The following is an 18,256-nucleotide window of genomic DNA, read 5'->3' as shown; positions in this document are numbered from 1 at the left end:
TTTTCAGTCTTTGCTTTTATTATAAAGAAAACAGGACTCCCTGGGGAAGTCCCGTTTGGTTTATAGGTTGATACCCAAAGGTTATTACCCCTTCATCCCTGCAGCACGGTCTGGGTGGCGGAAAGGAATTTCCGCACTGTTTCCGACGGCTGGGGCGAATGGAGCAGTCCGTAGGGAATGGCGTGATCCCACTCCACCGGGATGACCTTTAACAGCGGGTGGACGTTCTCCCAGGCCTGCACCGCCATGAGGATACTGCCGCCGTTTTCGCACCGGTTAAAGACCTCCACGCTGTAAAAATCGAAGTCCTCAATGCGGATCTGGGGATGGTTCTGCCAGATGTCGTCCCGAAGCTCGTCCACATAGCGGCTCCAGTCCCGGCGCATGAGCATCAGCTTTTCGCCGTAGAGCTCCTGGACGGTAAGGCTGTTTTTCGCCGCCAGGGGATGGTGGATGGAAACGGCGCAGCACAGGGGTTGGCGGAAAAGTTCAAAGCCGGCGCACTGGCGCAGCTCCAGCATGGTTTCATCGAAGATGCCCGCCACCACATCAATGTTCTGCCCCAGGTTTTTCAGAATTTCCCTGGCGTTTTCCGGGGTGTTCTCAAAGGGGATCAGCTGGAACTTGATCTCCGGGCAGAGGGCGTGGATCTTAGGCCAAAGCTCCACCAGCACCTGGGCGGGGGTCATGGGAGAGGTTCCAATGCGGATCACCCCCACATCCTCCTGCATGGCGTTTTTGGCCCGTGTCACCGAATCCCGGCAATACTGGATGATGTACCGGGCGTCCTTATAAAGGGACTGCCCTGCTTTGGTGAGGGTAAGCCCCCGGTGGGAGCGGACAAACAGTTTTACCCCAAGGGAATCCTCCAGGAGATTTACCTGCTTGATGACCGCCGTGGGGGTGATGAAGGCTTCCTCCGCCGCCTTGTTGAAGCTGCCGGCATCGGCCACCTTGAGAAAGGTCTCCAGCTGGGGATTGTACATAGGGCGTCACCGTCCTTTTCCGGTTAGATGATATTATGATAGGGGACAAAGGGGCTGGCGTCAAGCCCCGGCTTTATCCCGTGAGCCCGATCACTCCATTTACCGCCAGTCCGCAAAGGAGGGCAAAGGCCATCACAAAGGCGAGGTACAGCAAAAACCGCTTTATCCCCAGCACGATCTTTACCGCCCCCAGGTTGGTGATCTTGGTGGCCGGGCCGGTGATCATAAAGGCCGCCGCGCTGCCCATAGACATCCCGTCCAGCAGCCAAGCCTGTAAAAGCGGAATGGTTCCCCCGCCGCAGGCGTAGAGGGGCACCCCGATGGTGGCCGCCATCAGCACCCCAAAGGCCTCGTTTCCCCCAAAGAGGGAGGTCATCAGCTCCTGGGGAACATACCGCTGGAACAGAGCGGAAAGAATGATGCCAAACAGGAAATAAAGCCCGGTGGCTTTGATGTTCCGTCCCAGATTTTTGAGGAAGCGAAGCAGAATATTGGGGTCGGTATCCCGGCTTTTCGGCTCATCAAAGCCGGTGAAGTTGAAGAAAGACTTTTCCCGGTAGAATACCCGTACCAACAGGCCCGCCAAGATCCCGCAGAGAAAACAGGACAGGATGCGTACCGTGAGGGCGGTAGTCCTCAGGGCGGCGCTGTAAATGATCAGCTGGGGATTGAGAAGGATGGAACTCATCATAAAGGCGGCCAGCCAGTCGTCCCGTATCCCGCTGCGGGAGAAGGAGGCGGCGATGGGGATGGTGCCGTACATACACAGGGGCGAGGCGATTCCCAGGGCGCTTGCCGCCACAATGCCCAGCACCCCCACCTTCCGCTTTCCCAAGGTGCGGAAGGTGTTGTGGATGCGGTCCTTGGCGAACACCGAGATGGCGGAGCCCAGCACCATTCCCAATACCCAGTACCAGAAGATCTGACGGAACTGGATGTCGAAGTAATACCACAGATACACCGCCTCCCGGCGGATCACCTCAAGCATCCAGATTCTCCAGCCGGTAGCTGCGGCTCCCCAGGCCGATCTTCTCCCCATGCTCCACCACATGGATGGCGTTACGGGATTCCATCCGCTGGATGAGGGAGGCGGTGTCATTCTGGGAGGCATAGACCAGATCGACGCAGGCTTGGTCCAGGGCCACCGGGTCGGCGGAGGCCAGAATGCCGATGTCGTGCATATCCGGCTGGGCGGGATTGCCGTTGCAGTCACAGTCCACCGAAAGATGGTTCATCACGCTGATAAAGAGGATGTTTCCGTCCAGGCTGTCTACGACGGACTTCCCGGCCTCCGCCATGCTCTCGGTGAAGGGATCCTGTTCCCCGCCCCAGGGGCTGTCGTGGCTCTTTCCGGCGGTGTGGATGAGGCACTTGCCCTCCTGGCTTCCCAGGCCGATGGAGATGTTCTTGATGGCCCCGCCCATTCCCGCCATAGCGTGGCCCTTGAAGTGGGAAAGGACCAGGTATCCGTCATACTCCGGGAAGTGGGCGCCCACCAGATTTTCGGTGAGCTGCTCCCCGCCGTTTACCGGCAGGCTTACCGAACCGTCCTCGTCCAGCACCACAAAGTCCGCAATATCGGTAAAGCCGTGGTCTTTGGCCACCTGGTAGTGCATGGCGGTATTGGCCCGCTGACCGCCATAGGCGGTGTTGCATTCCACAATGGTGCCGTTTACCTGCTGCACCAGGTCCTTGATGAGATTCGGGTCCAGGTAGTTGCTGGCCGGAGGCTCCCCGGTGGAGAGCTTCACCGCGATCTTTTCCCCGGTGACTTCCTGGCCAAGGGCGGCGTAGATGGAGGTCATAGCCTCCGGGCTGATTTCCTTGGTATAGTAGACGGTGGAGGACGCCCCATCATTCTGATGCTCCAGAGCGGAAAGGACTCTTTTCGCGTTCATGGGGGATACCTCCATTTTCTGAAATGTTTATAAGATACAGGATAAAGTGAACTCCAAGTCAAGTAAAATGTTTGTGAACGAGAGTACCTCCTAAATTTTTCATCAGTAAGTGTGCTGCGCGCTGACCGTGATTCCCTGGTCGTTGGCCGCCACGATTTCTGTCAGCCGGATATGCCCGTTGTGATACCGAGCGTCCGGATTTTTCTCCGGTATCGTAAGCCGGATCGCGTTTTCGGGACAGTGGTGGATACAGGCCATACAGACCTGGCAGTTTTCCCCGGTGTTCACCGCCATTTGGTTTTCCAGACGGATACACCCCGCCGGACAGACCCTGGTGCAGACGCCGCAGCCGATGCACTCCTCGGTGATCCGGTAGAGGGAGCGCCGCTGGCCTTCCGATGCCCCTGCCGACCGCTCCAGAAAGACCCGGTGCCAGCTTCTGTCCTTTTCTGTAACCGGCTGGCGGTATTTCCGGCGGCTGTCGATGTCCGCCTTAATGGCTGCGATGTGTTCCTCCGCCTTTTTTCCCGGCTCCGAAGCCAGCTGCTCCTCCATATCAAAGGCGGGCAGGAAATTGTCCACCATGAGGACAGTGTTGATATAGTCGGCTTTCTTACCGCAGGAGGCCAGAAACTGTTCTGCCAACTCCGCCGCCCCGCCGTGGATGTTGCCGTAGGTGTGGACCAGATAGAAATAATCGGTCTTAAATCGCGCCTTTTGCAGAAACTCCTTGACCATCCCCGGCATTTCGTGTCCATAGACGGGGCAGACCACGCCGATGGACTCCTCCTCGAAGGTCAACCCCTCCAGATGGATCACCTGGGGGATGCTGATGCGGGTCTCGTCCAGCTGCTTTGCCACATACAGGCTGTTGCCAGTCCCGGTAAAATAAAAAACCATCCCTTGTTTCCCTCCATCCTGCTTTTCTGCCTTTATTATAAAAAACTTTTCAGAAAATGTACAATATGGATTCTGCATTGTGCTATACTGTAAATGAATACTGAAAGGAGGAAGAGCCGATGATCGAGCTATTCCAGCTGGAACAGCTTGCGGCTTTTGGAAAGTACGGGACGCTGTCCAAAGCTGCCGAGGCCCTGCATCTGTCCCAGCCAACCCTAACCCGTTCCATGCAGAAATTAGAAGCTGAATTTGGGGTATCCCTGTTCCGCCATGCAAAGAACAAGCTGGAGTTCAATGAAAACGGGGAACTGGCCGCCGAACATGCAGTCCGTATTTTGAACCAGACGAGGGATATGCTGGAGCTGGTCCGGGCCAAAGACCGGGCCAGCCACACCCTGTCCTTTGGCACCTGCGCCCCGGTGCCGGCGCTCATCCTGCTTCAGAACGCGGCTCAGGCGTACCCTAACATGGCGGTCTCCACCGAGTCGAAGGATAACGAAACACTTCTTGCGGGGCTGAGAAATGGGGAATATCAGGCCATTATCCTGCCCTACCAGCCGGAAGGGCAGGACCTGTGCTGGAAGGAATACGGGACCGAAACGCTGGCCTTCGCCCTTCCTCCGGGGCATCCGCTGGCAAACCGGGACGGCCTCTATATGCGGGAGCTGGACGGGGAAAATATGCTTCTTTATGCGGATATAGGCTTCTGGCATGAGCTTCCCGCCCAAAAGATGCCCCATTCCCGGTTCCTGATCCAAAGCGACCGTTTTGCCTTTACCGAGCTGGTCCAGTCCTCGGTGCTGCCCTCCTTTGTGACCGATGCCGCCATGCGGCTCTACGGCCCGCCGGAGAATCGGAAGGTCGTCCCTATCCTCGACCCGGAGGCGACGGTTGCTTATTATGCGGTTTGTTTGAAACAGGGATTGCACCGGGTGAAAAGGCTGTTCTGACAGGTCAATATCCAATTTTCACTATATATAGTCGATTATTTTTATTGACAACAAGATATAGTATATGGTAAACTAAAAGAGCAAATTGTTGTTAGGCTATCCCCCTCATCTGAGGGCGGTACCCAGGTAGAAGTTTTTGTAAAGCAGCGCCAGTGGGGTCTTTGTACCCTGTTGGCGCTTTTTTCATTTATTCCCGGCCTAAAGAGCCGGCAAGCGAGCGGAATTGACCCAGGAGGAAACCTCCGGGCGGTTCCGCTCTTTTTTTGTGTCTGAACGCGCTGGCCATCCGGCCGGTGCTTCAAATAATTTTCAGAAAGGCGGAAAACAGAATGAGCGAAACCATGTGCTATGCGGACAACTTCTCCAGGAGCTTTGGAGAACAACAGGAGTGTCTGGAGTTCCTGCGGGAACGGGAGGAGAACGCCTCCTGGCGCTCCATCCCCACCAGAGAGGTGCGGTTTGAGGCCATTGACGAAGGCTCCACCTCCAGCAAGGTCCTTTGCGACTGGTACCGGCTGATGGGCAAGGAGGGGATCCTCCAGGACACCATGGCCAATACCAAGCTGCTCCTCCGGGCGGAGGACGCCCTTTACCCGGTACGCAGCTGCGCCCTGTCCACCATCCTCAGCCGTGCCCGCATCTCCGGGCACGCTTTGAGCAAGGTGAGCAAACCGGTGTTGGCCCAGATCCTCAACCACTGCGTCAGTGTGGCCAGCGGGAACGCCCTGCTGCGCCTGAGCAATGAAAAGATTTCGGCAATGCACGGCGGGGACGAGAGCGAGTATGCGGTGCTGGAGATCCCGGAGCTGTTCCAGGCGGTCACCGACCAGCTGGATACGGATTTCGGGAGCTGCCGGTTCATCAGCGGTCACTATGAACACGCCATGATGACGGCGATCTGGTCCTTTCCCAACAACCGGGAGCTGGTGGAGGCATATGAGGCAACTGCCAAAAAGCACGGTGTCTATGCCGGGCAGTTCGTCCCGGCCCTGCGCTTTTCCACCTCGGATGTGGGGATCAGCGGCGCGAATCTCTACCCCATGCTGATGGAGGAGAAGTCCGGCCGTAGCGTTGCCCTGGGGAGCGCCCTCTGTCTGGAACACAGCAACCAGGCGAGTATCGCCGATTTCAAAAAGCAGCTTTCCCTGCTTTATCCCAAGTACGGCGACGCCATCGCCCGGCTGGGGAAGCTGATGGAAACCGGCATCGACTACCCCTACAACACCATGCTGCGGGTGATGAAGCGTGTCGGCGTCACCAAGCGTCTGGCCTACCGGGCTGCGGAGCTTTGGCAGGCCCAAAACGGGGAACGCCCCTGCACGGCCTACGACCTGTATTTGGGGATCTGCGAAGCGGAGTTCCTGCTCCAGTGCGACGGAGCCAGCGCCCCCAGGGTGGCCCAGATGGAAGAAAACATCTCCCGTGCCCTGAAGGTGCACTAGGAGGACTACGACTACGCCGGGGAAGTGAAATGGTAAAGGAGGGAGCATCATGTTAGACCTGAACTATGAGCCGTCTGTTCTGGTGGAGGACATCACGCAGCTCACCGAGGAAGAATGGCTCCGGGAGCGCACCAAGGGCATCGGCGGCAGCGATGTGGCGGCGGTCCTGGGCATCTCCCCCTGGAAAACCAGGCGGGAACTGTTCTATGAAAAGACCGGCGTGCAGCCTATGCAGCCGGATGAAAGCAACTGGGTCGCCAAGGAGGTGGGCCATCGCCTGGAGGAGCTGGTGGCGGAGATCTACCGGAGAAAGACGGGCTATACTGTCTATCCCATCCGCAAGATCTTCCAGCACCCCCTCTACCCCTTTATGATCGCCGATGTGGATTACTTCGTCCAGAAGCCCAACGGTAAACGAGGCGTGCTGGAATGCAAGACCTCCAGCTTTATGGCAAAGGACCGGTGGGCGGACGACGGTATCCCCCGGCACTACGAGGTGCAGGGGAAGCACTACCTGTCTGTCACCAATCTGGACTTCTGCGCCTTCGCCTGCCTGTTCGGCAATTCCGAGGGGGATTTCCTCATGCGGGAGATCGACCGGGACCTGGAGGAGGAGATGACCATTCTGGAGCTGGCCCACTTCTGGCAGGACTTTGTAGCTGCCAATGTGGAGCCGCCCTACACCGAATCCGGAGACCTGGTGCTGGAGAGCATCCGGCGCTACCAGGGCAAGGCCGACCCCTCCCTGCCGCAGATCACCCTGTCCTCTGCGGACGCCCTGCGGCTGGAGCAGTGCCTGAAGCTCCGGGAGGAGAAGCAGGCGCTGGACAAGCGGGGCCGGGAGCTGGAAAAGGAGATCAAGGGCGTCTATGCCCCCATTGTGGATCGGATGGGCCAGGCTTGCGCCGCCATCTGCACCGATGGGAAAACCGAGTACCGGGTGACCTACAAGCCCACCAGCAAGACCAGTATCAAGAAGGACGAACTGGAACGGCTGCGGCTTGACCATCCGGATATTCATGACCAGTACGCCACTACCAGCGAAAGCCGCAGCTTTGCGGTCAAAAAGCTGGAAACCGCATAAGGAGGTGAGCCATGTGCAGCCAACCAAGCTCTCCCGATACTACGGGAAGGCCTTTGAACTGACTGATTTGGGAGAAGGCAAAACAGCCGCCAGGTTCCTGCCCAGCGGTCGGACGGTATTCATCGCCTGTAAAACGGGGCCGGTGACATACCAAAAGCTCTATGTCTGTTCGCCCTCATCCGCCCCCTCTCCGGAGGGGATCGAAGCCAACATGAGAAAGGCCCGGCAATATATGCGGGAAACCGCCGCGCATTATGGCTGCCGCGAATATTAAATGACTACATCCCGGCGGATCGTGCGCTTGCCCTGTCCTTTGGCCGTAAGCTGCTCTTTTTCTGCGACGGCATCGTTCTTTGCGGAAATACCATCTCCAAAGGCATGGCAGAGGAGATTGCTTATGGAATCTCACTGGGGAAACCAATTCTGCTGATGCCGGATCTGAAGATCGAAAGCTGGTGTATGGAACTATGAGATGCACCTGGCACAGCACCATTTTTCAGAGCAAGGAAAACGGGTTTGCCATCTGCCGGTATATTACGGCTGACCCCGGTCTGCCGCTGGCGGCGCACAGCAAATTCTCTGTTGCGGGCCGGCCGGTCTTTACGGCCAAGGGCTACAACCTGCCCACCACTGACGCAGTGGATTTCGAGATCACCGGCCAGTGGGAGGACAGCAAGTACGGCCTTCAGCTGAGCGTCGAGTCCTTCCGGGAGCTGGTCCCCCAGACCAAGGAGGGGATCATCGGCTATCTGAGCTCTGGGCTCATCAAGGGCGTCGGGCCCAAAATGGCCGCCGCCATCTATGGAGTCTTTGGGCTCCAGACGATGGAGGTGCTGGAAAACCGGCCGGAGGAGCTGCTGCGTATCCGCGGCAGCTCCCCCCAGAAGCTGGAGAAGATCCGGCTTTCCTTTCAGGACAGCCGGGCGCTGCGGGACATTGTGGCCCGCCTTTCCCCCTACGGGATCAGCGTCAAAAAGGCGGCTAAGGTGCTGGAAGCCTTCGGCGGAAACGCCATGGACATCCTTCAGAACCAGCCCTTCCGCCTCTGCGAGATCCGCGGCTTCGGCTTCAAGATCGTGGACGCCATCGCCCGCGCGGTCCGGTGCAGCCCCACCGACCCTCTGCGGATCGGCGGCGGGCTGTGCTACCTGCTGGACGAGGCGGAGCAGGCCGGGCATCTGTTCCTCCCCTATGAGGAACAGATGCAAAAGGCCCACCTGCTGCTCAACGAGGGCTTGCCCCAGGAGGAGGTCACCCGCCCCGTTGTGGAGGCGCGGCTAAACCAGCTTCTGGCGGAGAAAAAGCTGTTCTGCGATATTCAGCGGGTGTATAAGCCCGACCTGAGAAAGGCGGAGGTGGATGTGGCCCGCAAGGTGCTGCAGATGCTTTCCGACAAAAACAGCCTGCCGGCGGATATGGATGCGGAGCTTGCCCGTTCCCAAAGGTCCCTTGGCCTGACCCTTTCGGAAAAACAGGCGGAGGCGGTGCGGATGTGGGCCAAAAGCCCCCTGAGCATCATCACCGGCGGCCCCGGTACCGGCAAGACCACCACCCTGCGGGTGATCCTGGACATCTACAAACGGGTCAGACCCAAGGGGGAGATCCTTCTTGCGGCCCCCACAGGGCGGGCCAGCAGGCGGATGGTGGAATCCACCGGGCACCCGGCGGCCTCTACGCTCCACAGCGCGTTGGGTCTTTATGCCAATGACGGCGAGGAATATTTCGGCGGCAGCATACCGCTGGAGGCCGACCTGGTGATCGTGGACGAAGTCTCCATGATCGATATGCGGCTGTCGGCAGAGCTGTTCCGCCGCGTCGAAACAGGGACACAGCTTCTTCTGGTGGGTGACCCGGATCAGCTGCCCTCGGTGGGCCCCGGCAATGTGCTGCGGGAGCTGCTGCGGTGCCGTCTGATCCCCACCGTCCACCTGGACATCGCCTACCGCCAGAAGAATGCCAGCCGGATTGCGCTGAACGCCCATACCATCAACGAAGGGGACAAGGATTCCCTGGCCTATGGAGAGGACTTCCGCTTTCTGCCCGCCGAACAGGCGGATGAAGCGGCGCAGATCGTCCTGGCTGTCTATCAGGAGGCTGTTACCCACCAGAACCTGCTGGAGGTGCAGATCCTGGCCCCCTTCCGCAGCCGGGGCGAATGCAGCGTCAAGCGGCTCAACGAGGAAATTCAGAAGCGGATCAATCCGCCGGACCCCTGCAAGAAAGAGATCAAATACGGCGCCCAGGTGTTCCGGGAACTGGACAAGGTGATCCAGACCAAAAACCGGGAGGCCGTCAGTAACGGGGATGTGGGGCTCATCGTCAGCATCACCCAGGATGAGGAGGAGGGCGACACCGTCCGGGTGCTGTTTTCCGATGAACGGGCGGTGGACTATTCCGCTGAGGAGCTTTCCCAGCTGGAGCTGGCCTACGCCACCACCATCCACAAGAGCCAGGGGAGCGAGTACCACACGGTCATCATCCCCATCCTCAAGGACCAGTACATCATGCTGCGCCGGAACCTGCTCTACACGGCGGTCTCCCGCGCAAAGCAGCAGGTGTCCCTGGTGGGACAGAAGCAGGCGCTCTATATCGCCATTGATAGGAATGATGTGGATCGGCGCAATACCCTGCTGGCCGACCGGATCGTCTCCTATTACCGGCAGATGAACGCCGGAAAAAGCAAAATTTCCGCTTAGGACCTGTCAGGTTTTGCAAGCTGGCGGGCTGATTATTTTGTGAGAGGAGTTTTCAGAATGAACGCAAACGGAATGTACAATGATGCCGCCCTGCGGCCGGGCCTTTACCAGTCGGGGTTTGACCCCCGACAGTTCCTCCGGCTGAACACCAACGAGGAGGGCCGCCGGGAATGGTCCCTGGACACCGCCTTCAAAAAGCTGTGGTTCCGGACCATCTACCCCAACGGGCGCATCTGCACCACTGTTCTGGAAAAGGACGAGCGCCATATCTGCATCAACGCCAGAGTCTACGCCGACCGTATGGACCCGCCGGACTCCTATCTGGCGGAGGCCGGTTCGCTCCGGGCGACCCGGCCTCCGCCAAGCCCTATGAGCTGTACTTTGCTGATTGGGCGGAGACGGTGGCCATCGGCCGGGCGCTGACCAATGCCGGCTTTGATGTGCCTTTCGTCAATGTCCTTCAGGACGGGCTGCTGCTGGACCCCTTCACCGGAGAGGTGCTGGAGGAAAACGGCGGCCCGGCTGCTGCCCCGACCCCGGCTCCCCAGCCGGCGGCAGCGCAGGCAGCCCCGCCCCGGCAGTATTCCAGTGTGACCTCTCCGCCGGTGCAGCAGGCCACACAGGCCGTTATTTCCGGCCAGCAGACCCCCGCACAGCGGCAGCAGACTTCCCAGAAGCTGGGCATGACGGTACAGCAGCCGGGCGCTACTGCTTCGATGGCAAGCAGTGCCGCTACGAAACACCGCTGCTCATCTTCCCGGAAAATCCAAAACCGCCAAAGGAGGGACAGTCGGTTTACCGCCTGCCCTTTTCTATTCAGGGGGAGCTAAGGTTTCCCGCTGAATCTTTGGAGAAAGCCTATATGGCACTTGGACTCTTTGATTCGGAGGATTTCCTTTCCCACCTGCTGACGCTGTTTCAGAAGAACGGGATTGGAGCCTATCTTCGGCCTGATGAGATGAAGAAAGCGGAGGGAGAAGTAGGTGCGCTTATTTCGTGATCTGACAGAGAGTCATTTTCTCACCGTAAGGAGTGCCCTGCCAGGATGGTTAGATCCCTTCCAGCGGGCGCAGCTGAAAAAGGCGGCGGAGCAGAAGATGCCTTCCGAGTTTATCGCCGTTATCACAACGGGGTACTCGGATAGGGGGGGCTTGGGACTCGCAGCGCCAGAGAGATGGGACGGATACGCCGGCTTCTGGCCTGCTATCAGATGAGGTTTTCCTGCATCAGCCTGCTTGCCCTCAGTGACGAGTGCCTTCTCCTCTATGCCAAGGGCTTTGAGCGCGACCTACCCCTCCGGGACATCCGCTCGGTGGTCGGCTGGTACAGCGAGGAGGTACGCAAACTCCAGACCGCCTGCCTCTGGATGGACCGGCGGCAGCAAAAGAAGCTGCTGATCCGGGCCTATGAGGATGCAGCGCAGACCTTGTCCCACTATGCAGTTACGGCTGCTTGATGGCAGCAAAGTGTTTGGGGGAGCCTGGGAAGCCGGGCTCCCCCAATAATGACGAAGGAGGTATCCCGGTGAATAGACAAAACTTTTATGATATGGAAGCGGACCGCCATTGGCAGCAGGTGATGGAGTTGGCCGAACGGTATGGGTTTATCCTCAATGCCGCTGGGGGAACAGCGATGCTGGCCACCCATAAGAACCAGCTGGAACAGTTGGGGGAAAAGGAATACCTGCATATCCAGCAGATGAATGGGCATTGTCCCAAAGACTTTGGATACGAGGGGTGCCTGGAGAAAGACAGTATGTTAAAAAACTGCAGGGGTTGCTGGGCCAGCAAGCATGGTGCCAAATGGGTCGGCTTTGAAAAGAATGAACGCTATATGCAAAAGAGATGCTGAAGGAGGTCTACTTATGCACATTCTTCACAGGATATTGGTTCACTTACCCGGAGATGTCCCAGCAAGCGAGGGAGAATCTCGCAGGGAGTATCTGGAGAGGATACGCTTTTATGCGGAGGTAGAAACCGAGGAATTTTATGAAACCGCCTATGACTGGCGGGAAACTGCTACCGCTGGAAGGTGGCGCAGCGAATATCCCGAAAATGTTCTCCTTGGTTCTGAGGATGGGGGAATGCTCCTTCGGGAGTTGAAGGAGATCCAGGAAAGTCAGGCTCTGGAAATCGAATACTGTATGGATACTCTGACAAAATGCTTTGGCGACCAGTTAAGCGGTATCATATCCGGCATCCAGAAAGGTGCCATGGACGGTTCCCCGATGCAAATATCACACGCTTTTCTACTGAAAAAGATGGCAAAGCTGCTGGATGGCGAGTATTTCTACGATTCCTGCTTCTACGATACCGCAAAGTATACTGCTCGGCTGGATGAATCCACGATGAGAGAGATCCAGGAAAAGCCCCAGGATTGGGCGCTGGTCTTCTTTGATCATCATTTTTGAATAACCGATTCTTATCCCATACCGAAAGGATGTGAGCCTATCTTCTGTCAAAAATGCTTATCCACAGAACTGATCGAACCGGTGGATCAAAGCGCTGTTTCCTGCGAATACTGCGGCAAGGATCTCAGCGAGGCCCCCGAAGGGACCATCATCTGCAAAGGCTGCGCCGACCTGCGGCAGCTTTGCCAACGGTGCGGGCGGCCGCTGCGGCTGGCAGACTTTAAGGGGATCTTTGTTGGCACCGGCGGCGCAAGGTTGCACCGCCGGGCCGAAAAGCAGATCATCGCGCTTTTGCTGGGACGGCAGAAATAAACCGAAGGGGAGGGTGTCTTAAAATACCCTCCTCTTTTTGCTGCAATTTTTCCGTAAAGAAAGCGCAAAAAGCTGTTGCAAATTTACCTCATTCTTCCTATGGGTAAAGCAGAAACGCGATTTCATCAAACATCTGAAGGAGGAGATCCCATGATACAAAGCCCCTGCCTGTCCGGCACTGCCGTAACCGAAAGCCTGCTGGTCCCGGTGGATACCGGCAACAAGCAGATCAAGACCCCACGCCACATCTTCACCGCCGGCCTGACCTGTCACGATAGTTACCCGCCGTTTGGGAAGGATGTCATCCAGTATAAGGGAAAATACTACACCCTCAGCGACCAGCGTGTCCCCTATATGCGGGACAAGACCGCCGACGAGCGGTACTTCATCCTCAGCCTGTTCGGCATCGCCTGCGAGCTGCGGGATGCCGGGCTGGATACCGAGGAGTGCGTCAATATCGTCCTCCTCCTGGGGCTGCCTCCGGCCCACTTTGGCACCCAGGAGGAGCGGTACCGGAGCTATTTTCACGAATACAGCCAGATCGACTTCCGGTTCAACGACCGGCCGGTTTTCCTTTTCATCAGCGAGGTGCGGGTCTATCCCCAGGCATATGCAGCCGTTGCCCCGATGATCTTCCAGCTGCAGGGGTATTCCAAGGCCCTGGTGGTGGACATTGGAGGCTATACGGCGGACATTCTGAAGATCAGCAGCGGGATGCTGGACCTTTCTGTCTGCGACTCCCTGGAGTATGGCACCATCAATTTCTACAACCTGGCCATTAAGCGGATCAATTCCACCTTCGACCTCCTTTTGGACGAAAACGATATTGATACCGTCCTCCGGGGAGGCAATTCGCTGCTGGAGGAACCGGTGGCTATGCAGATCACCAAGATGGCCAGAGAGTTTGTGGAGGACTTCTTCAACCGCCTGCGGGAGCAGGGCATCGACCTCAAGACCTACTATACGGTGTTTGTCGGCGGCGGCTCCATCCTGTTCCGGCCGCTGATCGAAAGCCCGGACAAGCTGGGGCGTTGCACCTTTGTGGAGGAGATCAAATCCAACGCCATCGGGTACCAGCGGCTTTACCAGCTGGGGCTGTGAGGTGATGCCTCATGCCGGATGTAAAAGGCAATCCCTACCGGTTTACTCTGCTCTTTAACCAGACTGACCCGCGCCACCGCCGGACCGTTGAGATCCTAAACCAGCAGGGTAAGAGCAAGAGCCAGTACATCGTCACCGCTATTCTCCATTACATCGACTGCAATAAGCTGCCAGTGGACTCCACCGGTGAGCACCAGTCCCTCCAAAGCCTTGCAGACCGGATCATCGAGCAAACGGCCAAAAGAGTCCTGGATGGGCTGGAAAAGGTAACTGTCAGACCCTCTCCGGGACCCGTGATGCCGGCACAACCGGTGGTCAAGGAGCCAGCGGCGACTGTAGAAATTTCGGAAGCAGAGCGCGATCTGCTGGCGAACGGATTAGGCTCGCTGCGCTCTCGAATTAACCGGTAAATTAAAAATTCCTTGTCGAAACCTGTCACCAGAGGACAGGTTTCTTTTTTTTCGCTTCTCCATATCCAAATTTTGACAGTAGATTTCGTCAAAAAATCCTACCCTGTGCCCAGCTTGGTCCAAAGAAGGTGACAGAACATAGCTGGGTACAGGAGCCGGGCCCCGCCCTCTTTGCACATTCCCGCAAAAAATGTGCAAAGGAGTCCGGTATATGGAGGACAACAGAAATATCCTGGCAGAAGAAGCCGAAGACGAACGGCTCCACAACCAGTTTACCGCGTATTTTCTCACTGCGCTCCGGCGCAGAAAGGGTAAGTACCTGATGAAATACTACGAGCATCAAAGGATGGTGACATCATTGGACGAATTGCTGGACCGGCAGGAGGAGATGCCGGGCGGCCCTTTGGATAAGAACCTGGCGGTTTATGAGGACGAGGTAGAACGGATCCTTCGGGACGGGGCCTTGGAGGAAGTGATCTGCAGCGACCAGCTGCTGATCGCCGTCTTGAAGCTGAGCGACCGGGAACGGAAGATCCTGAACCTGCACCTGGTCCACAAGATGAAGCACGCTGAAATTGCAGCCATTTTGGGGCTTAGGACGAACACGGTGGAGCAATGCTACGCCAGGACCATCAAAAAACTGAGAAGGTATATGGAGGAGGAAGGAGAGGATGAAAGGCTTTAAGCGGCTTTTGATGAAGGCTCAGCTGGGGGATAAAGATGCGCTCCGGGTGATCCTGGAGCTCTACCGGGGGCTGATCGTCAAGGAAAGCAGTATTGAGGGGACCTTTGACGAGGACTTGATGCAGAACCTTTACGATACCCTGCTGGCCTGTATCCGGCATTTTCACATCTGAGTGTGGGGGCGGTCGAGAAAAATTTTTTCGGCTGCCCCTTTTTCTGTCAGTTTTTATTGCTCACCTGGTTGATTACTTAGCGAGAGGGTAATTTTCCCCTCCTGCACCTTGACAGCTGAATACCATCTGCTTCGGGACCTACCCGGTTTTTCTGTCTGCCAGGACCTTTTCAGCGAGCGGACAGGAGACCAGTGACAACCCGCCTAATGGTCACGCCAGGCCGGACGGGGATGGCTCCGATGAGGGATGTCAAAAAAAATGGAGGTGATATTCACCCTATGATTTATAGCGATTTGAAAGACAGGGAGGCTTATCGCCTGTTATTTCCTAATTACCCAGATGTGGTAGATATACCACATCTGGGTGAAATGCTGGGAGGAATCAGCAGAAAAACCGCCTACAAGCTCATGCGAGATAACGAGATCGCCCATTTGAAGGTTGGGAGAGCCTATAAGATCCCCAAGTGTCATATCATCGCGTACCTTCAAAAATGCGGTATGCCGGAAAAAGAAGGGAGTGTTCCACTTGAAAGCAAGGGGCCGTTTCGATAAAATAGAAGTGTCAATTTCATAGCGGCCTGGAAAGAAAGGAGTTATTTTATGGCTAACAAGTTAGTCGCAGGCCACTTATGTACACAGCACGACCTTTACTATATGGTTTTGTCTTTGCCCGATTCGGTAACAGGAAAGAAAAAGCCGGTTTGGTTTCCCACCGGTCTTAAAGCGAAGGGGAACAAGACGCAGGCCAACAAAATGCTGCAGAAGGCCAGAAGGGAGGCAACGAAGGGGATCCTTCCGCCCCGTCCAAAAGCAGGTAAAAGCGACCAGGATTACCTGCCGGTCGTTGCTGCTGGGGATTTGCGGAGCAGTATGCTGTTTTCCCAGTATATTTTATACTGGCTTCAGGCAAACCGCACGACCTGGGAGGAAACCGACCTACGCTGCCTACTATGGAGTAATTGTACACGTCATAGCGCCTTACTTTGAGGAACGGCTGGTTCCCCTGGATAAGCTAATAACGATGAACACCTAGAATTTTACAGCAGCTTAAAGCAGAAGGGGGGGCAGCGGGAACACAATTCTGCACTACCACGCAAATATCCGAAAAAGTCTGGCCGATGCAGTAAAAAAGTACAAGCTGATCCCTTACAATCCGGCCGCAGATGTCACCCGCCCCAAAATCGGCAACTTTGTGTCCAACTATTATGATGCACAGCAGTTGGCTATCATGCTGGAGGCGTTCAAAGGCAGCTCGATTGAACTTCCTATCATGCTTGCCGCTTTCTACGGCTCCCGCCGCAGTGAGGTATTGAGTCCGAGGTGGAGCGCGATCGATTTCAAAAACAACACCATTGCAGTCAGCCACACCGTTTCCAGAGCAAAAATTGATAGAAAAACACAGCTGATCCTGAAGAATCGAACAAAGAACAAATCCAGTTTCCGCTCCCTTCCACTCATCCCCCAGGTCAAACGGATGCTGATGCGGGTGCGAGACAAACAGAAGCGAAATCAGAAGACTTGCAAAAAGCAGTACAACACTGACTTTTTTGGAATACATCTGTGTGGATGATCTGGGGAATCTTCCCTTTCCGGATAGAGTAAGCCGCGGATTCAGTGAGAAAATCAAAAGGCTGGATCTGCCCTATATCCGGTTCCATGATCTCAGGCATAGTTGTGCAAGCCCGCTGCTAGCCAATGGCATCAGTCTCAAGGAGATCCAGCTTTGGTTGGGGCATAGCAATTTTGCAACCACAGCGAATATCTATGCCCACCTGGATATGAGCAGCAAGCAGGCTTCCGCTGCTACGATTGCGGGCTGCTTAGCTCTGGAGCCTTCCACATCGCCGGAATAAAAGGAAAAGGAGCCTCAAATCCTTCTCATCTAAAGAACGGATCTGAGTGCTCCAATGCCCCCAAAATGGTGCCGCCGACGGGACTTGAACCCGTAAGGGATTGCTCCCGGCAGATTTTAAGTCTGCTACGTGTGCCGATTTCGTCACGGCGGCAAATTTCAAAAGTTGGACCGCGAAACGACTGGCAAAACAGCAGACCAACTTTTGTATTCAGTTTTCAGAACCTTGCGAAGCCGCTTAGAATCAGCATCCACAGAAACAGTCCTTAAAAACACACACAAGATTTTAAGTCTGATGCGTATGCCAATTTCGCCACAACGGCAAATTTCAAAATTGAACCATGAAACGACTGATAAAATAGCTGTCTTACTTTAGAGCCATAAAAAGTTGCTTAAAACTAACACTCTCAAAAAACGGCTCTTAAAAACCATAAAAAATCATTTTTATGATTTTTAGTGTACAATATTATAAGCTGTTCGTCAAGTGAAAAATATGTGAAGTAGTATATTGAAAATTATTGGTAAAATCAGATTATCTCTTTAGAAATTCTTATATGTCGGAATAGCCTGTATTTCCGGGCTTTTCCGGCATTTTAGATATAGGGAGAAGTTCACATATACCCTCATAAACCTTTAGGTTTTCTCTCTGGTCGGTAGTAAAAAAGTAGTAAATTGTTCTGCGGCTATGCTGCAATCAATCTTTCCATTTCAGCCCTTGCGGAAGCGAAAGTTGCGTGTGCGTAATAGTTCAGCGTCATGGTGATATTGGAATGTCCCATGATATACTGTAACGCTTTCGGGTTCATGCCCGCATTGGCTAAGTTAGTGCAGAATGTATGGCGCAGGGTGTGGGGTGTCATTACTTTGGGTAAGGCTTCCTCATGGCACTTGTTGTACTTCTTTGCAAGCCCCCCCGGAACATGGTAGCATAGTTCACATTCGTTTTCGGGCAACCGTCCCGGTTGAGGAAAAGAAAATTGCTGTAACCGTCAATCATGGTCGCTTTTGCTCCTTTGCGTTTCTCCAAAACGCGCCCCAACGCTTCATACACTTTTTCACTCATTGGGATTTGTCTGATACCGCTTTGCGTTTTGGGCTTCTCTATGTAGTAGCCTGTTTCCGCGCTCCGTAAAAGCTGGTGGTCTACATTGATTACTCGGTTTTCAAAGTCAAGGTCGGTTTCAGTCAGCCCGCAGAGTTCGGAAATCCTAGGTAGTGTTCACATAAGCACATCGACAATGAGAGCAAAAAAGACAAAAGCCAAAAAGATAATATCCAGTTTGTCATAGCGGGTAAAAATGCGACGAAATCGCTTGATACGGCGAAAAAGCCTCTCAACTTGGTTGCGCTGTTTGTACA

At 55.5% G+C, this 18,256-nt stretch carries 25 protein-coding genes, 1 tRNA gene and 1 pseudogene; 19 read left to right on the top strand and 8 right to left on the bottom strand.

What is annotated here, in order from left to right; all coding sequences use genetic code 11:
- Window positions 1-92: 92 nt before the first annotated feature.
- The 4 genes from C814_RS07625 to C814_RS07610 form a co-directional block, all read right to left on the bottom strand.
- Window positions 93-986, bottom strand: a complete 894-nt coding sequence (locus C814_RS07625; protein WP_016315064.1) for a LysR family transcriptional regulator — start codon at window positions 984-986, stop codon at window positions 93-95.
- A 73-nt stretch (window positions 987-1,059) separates the two neighbouring features.
- The gene (locus C814_RS07620) at window positions 1,060-1,974 is read right to left on the bottom strand and encodes a permease (RefSeq protein WP_016315063.1); all 915 of its coding nucleotides are present in this window, start codon (window positions 1,972-1,974) and stop codon (window positions 1,060-1,062) included.
- Complete coding sequence (locus C814_RS07615) at window positions 1,967-2,884, bottom strand: DUF362 domain-containing protein (RefSeq protein WP_016315062.1); 918 nt, start codon at window positions 2,882-2,884, stop codon at window positions 1,967-1,969. The genes C814_RS07620 and C814_RS07615 overlap by 8 nt, the downstream gene beginning before the upstream one ends.
- A gap of 102 nt (window positions 2,885-2,986) precedes the next feature.
- Window positions 2,987-3,784: an EFR1 family ferrodoxin gene (locus C814_RS07610; protein WP_016315061.1), complete on the bottom strand. Its 798-nt coding sequence runs from the start codon at window positions 3,782-3,784 to the stop codon at window positions 2,987-2,989.
- Between the two features lie 119 nt (window positions 3,785-3,903).
- Here C814_RS07610 and C814_RS07605 point away from each other — a divergent pair, with 119 nt between their 5' ends.
- The 18 genes from C814_RS07605 to C814_RS22030 all read left to right on the top strand — a co-directional run bounded on the left by C814_RS07605 (window position 3,904) and on the right by C814_RS22030 (window position 16,032).
- On the top strand, window positions 3,904-4,734 hold the full coding sequence (locus tag C814_RS07605; protein WP_016315060.1) for a LysR family transcriptional regulator: 831 nt from the start codon (window positions 3,904-3,906) through the stop codon (window positions 4,732-4,734).
- A gap of 329 nt (window positions 4,735-5,063) precedes the next feature.
- Window positions 5,064-6,176, top strand: coding sequence for a hypothetical protein (locus C814_RS07600; RefSeq protein WP_016315059.1), 1,113 nt, complete (start codon window positions 5,064-5,066; stop codon window positions 6,174-6,176).
- Between the two features lie 49 nt (window positions 6,177-6,225).
- Complete coding sequence (locus tag C814_RS07595; RefSeq protein WP_016315058.1) at window positions 6,226-7,260, top strand: YqaJ viral recombinase family nuclease; 1,035 nt, start codon at window positions 6,226-6,228, stop codon at window positions 7,258-7,260.
- A gap of 13 nt (window positions 7,261-7,273) precedes the next feature.
- Window positions 7,274-7,534, top strand: a complete 261-nt coding sequence (locus C814_RS07590) for a hypothetical protein (protein ID WP_016315057.1) — start codon at window positions 7,274-7,276, stop codon at window positions 7,532-7,534.
- Between the two features lie 193 nt (window positions 7,535-7,727).
- Window positions 7,728-9,956 carry an SF1B family DNA helicase RecD2 gene (locus C814_RS07585; protein WP_016315056.1) on the top strand — a complete coding sequence of 743 codons (2,229 nt, stop codon included), beginning with the start codon at window positions 7,728-7,730 and terminating at the stop codon, window positions 9,954-9,956.
- A 57-nt stretch (window positions 9,957-10,013) separates the two neighbouring features.
- The gene (locus C814_RS07580) at window positions 10,014-10,379 is read left to right on the top strand and encodes a hypothetical protein (RefSeq protein WP_016315055.1); all 366 of its coding nucleotides are present in this window, start codon (window positions 10,014-10,016) and stop codon (window positions 10,377-10,379) included.
- Entirely contained in the window at window positions 10,358-10,786 is a 429-nt protein-coding gene (locus C814_RS07575) for a hypothetical protein (RefSeq protein ID WP_016315054.1), read from the top strand. Before C814_RS07580 ends, C814_RS07575 begins: the two co-directional genes overlap by 22 nt.
- A 32-nt stretch (window positions 10,787-10,818) precedes the next feature.
- On the top strand, window positions 10,819-10,956 hold the full coding sequence (locus C814_RS23410; RefSeq protein WP_016315053.1) for a hypothetical protein: 138 nt from the start codon (window positions 10,819-10,821) through the stop codon (window positions 10,954-10,956).
- Window positions 10,957-11,130: 174 nt separating this feature from the next.
- On the top strand, window positions 11,131-11,412 hold the full coding sequence (locus C814_RS07570) for a hypothetical protein (protein WP_022788214.1): 282 nt from the start codon (window positions 11,131-11,133) through the stop codon (window positions 11,410-11,412).
- A gap of 68 nt (window positions 11,413-11,480) precedes the next feature.
- Window positions 11,481-11,807, top strand: a complete 327-nt coding sequence (locus tag C814_RS0103755; protein ID WP_155846325.1) for a hypothetical protein — start codon at window positions 11,481-11,483, stop codon at window positions 11,805-11,807.
- Window positions 11,770-12,366, top strand: coding sequence for a hypothetical protein (locus C814_RS07565; RefSeq protein ID WP_196809895.1), 597 nt, complete (start codon window positions 11,770-11,772; stop codon window positions 12,364-12,366). Before C814_RS0103755 ends, C814_RS07565 begins: the two co-directional genes overlap by 38 nt.
- An 81-nt stretch (window positions 12,367-12,447) precedes the next feature.
- Window positions 12,448-12,678, top strand: coding sequence for a hypothetical protein (locus C814_RS0103750; protein ID WP_022788212.1), 231 nt, complete (start codon window positions 12,448-12,450; stop codon window positions 12,676-12,678).
- A gap of 150 nt (window positions 12,679-12,828) precedes the next feature.
- The gene (locus C814_RS07560; protein WP_016315048.1) at window positions 12,829-13,779 is read left to right on the top strand and encodes a ParM/StbA family protein; all 951 of its coding nucleotides are present in this window, start codon (window positions 12,829-12,831) and stop codon (window positions 13,777-13,779) included.
- Window positions 13,780-13,790: 11 nt separating this feature from the next.
- The gene (locus C814_RS07555) at window positions 13,791-14,189 is read left to right on the top strand and encodes a hypothetical protein (protein ID WP_016315047.1); all 399 of its coding nucleotides are present in this window, start codon (window positions 13,791-13,793) and stop codon (window positions 14,187-14,189) included.
- A 211-nt stretch (window positions 14,190-14,400) separates the two neighbouring features.
- Entirely contained in the window at window positions 14,401-14,874 is a 474-nt protein-coding gene (locus C814_RS07550; protein WP_016315046.1) for an RNA polymerase sigma factor, read from the top strand.
- Entirely contained in the window at window positions 14,861-15,046 is a 186-nt protein-coding gene (locus C814_RS07545) for a helix-turn-helix domain-containing protein (protein WP_016315045.1), read from the top strand. Before C814_RS07550 ends, C814_RS07545 begins: the two co-directional genes overlap by 14 nt.
- A 239-nt stretch (window positions 15,047-15,285) precedes the next feature.
- The gene (locus C814_RS0103740) at window positions 15,286-15,597 is read left to right on the top strand and encodes a helix-turn-helix domain-containing protein (RefSeq protein WP_369750535.1); all 312 of its coding nucleotides are present in this window, start codon (window positions 15,286-15,288) and stop codon (window positions 15,595-15,597) included.
- Between the two features lie 48 nt (window positions 15,598-15,645).
- Entirely contained in the window at window positions 15,646-16,032 is a 387-nt protein-coding gene (locus C814_RS22030) for a hypothetical protein (RefSeq protein WP_016315043.1), read from the top strand.
- A 25-nt stretch (window positions 16,033-16,057) separates the two neighbouring features.
- Here C814_RS22030 and C814_RS23405 read toward each other — a convergent pair whose 3' ends face one another.
- The gene (locus C814_RS23405; RefSeq protein WP_155846322.1) at window positions 16,058-16,603 is read right to left on the bottom strand and encodes a hypothetical protein; all 546 of its coding nucleotides are present in this window, start codon (window positions 16,601-16,603) and stop codon (window positions 16,058-16,060) included.
- A 4-nt stretch (window positions 16,604-16,607) separates the two neighbouring features.
- Between C814_RS23405 and C814_RS24860 the strand changes: the two genes are divergently transcribed.
- Window positions 16,608-16,898: a tyrosine-type recombinase/integrase gene (locus tag C814_RS24860; protein ID WP_022788209.1), complete on the top strand. Its 291-nt coding sequence runs from the start codon at window positions 16,608-16,610 to the stop codon at window positions 16,896-16,898.
- Window positions 16,899-16,964: 66 nt separating this feature from the next.
- Here C814_RS24860 and C814_RS07535 read toward each other — a convergent pair.
- From C814_RS07535 to C814_RS22765, 3 genes and pseudogenes are all read right to left on the bottom strand, one after another.
- Window positions 16,965-17,051: transfer RNA gene (locus C814_RS07535), tRNA-Leu, on the bottom strand.
- Between the two features lie 529 nt (window positions 17,052-17,580).
- Window positions 17,581-18,107: pseudogene (locus C814_RS24855) on the bottom strand (site-specific integrase); the annotation flags it as partial.
- 9 nt (window positions 18,108-18,116) lie between these two features.
- The coding region (locus tag C814_RS22765; protein WP_016315041.1) for a transposase at window positions 18,117-18,256 on the bottom strand (140 nt) is incomplete at its 5' end.

The sequence above is a fragment of the Anaerotruncus sp. G3(2012) genome (assembly GCF_000403395.2).
GTDB lineage: Bacteria > Bacillota > Clostridia > Oscillospirales > Ruminococcaceae > Anaerotruncus.
The sequence above is the reverse complement of the archived record's forward strand: the minus strand, read 5'-3'. Positions and strand labels throughout refer to the sequence as shown.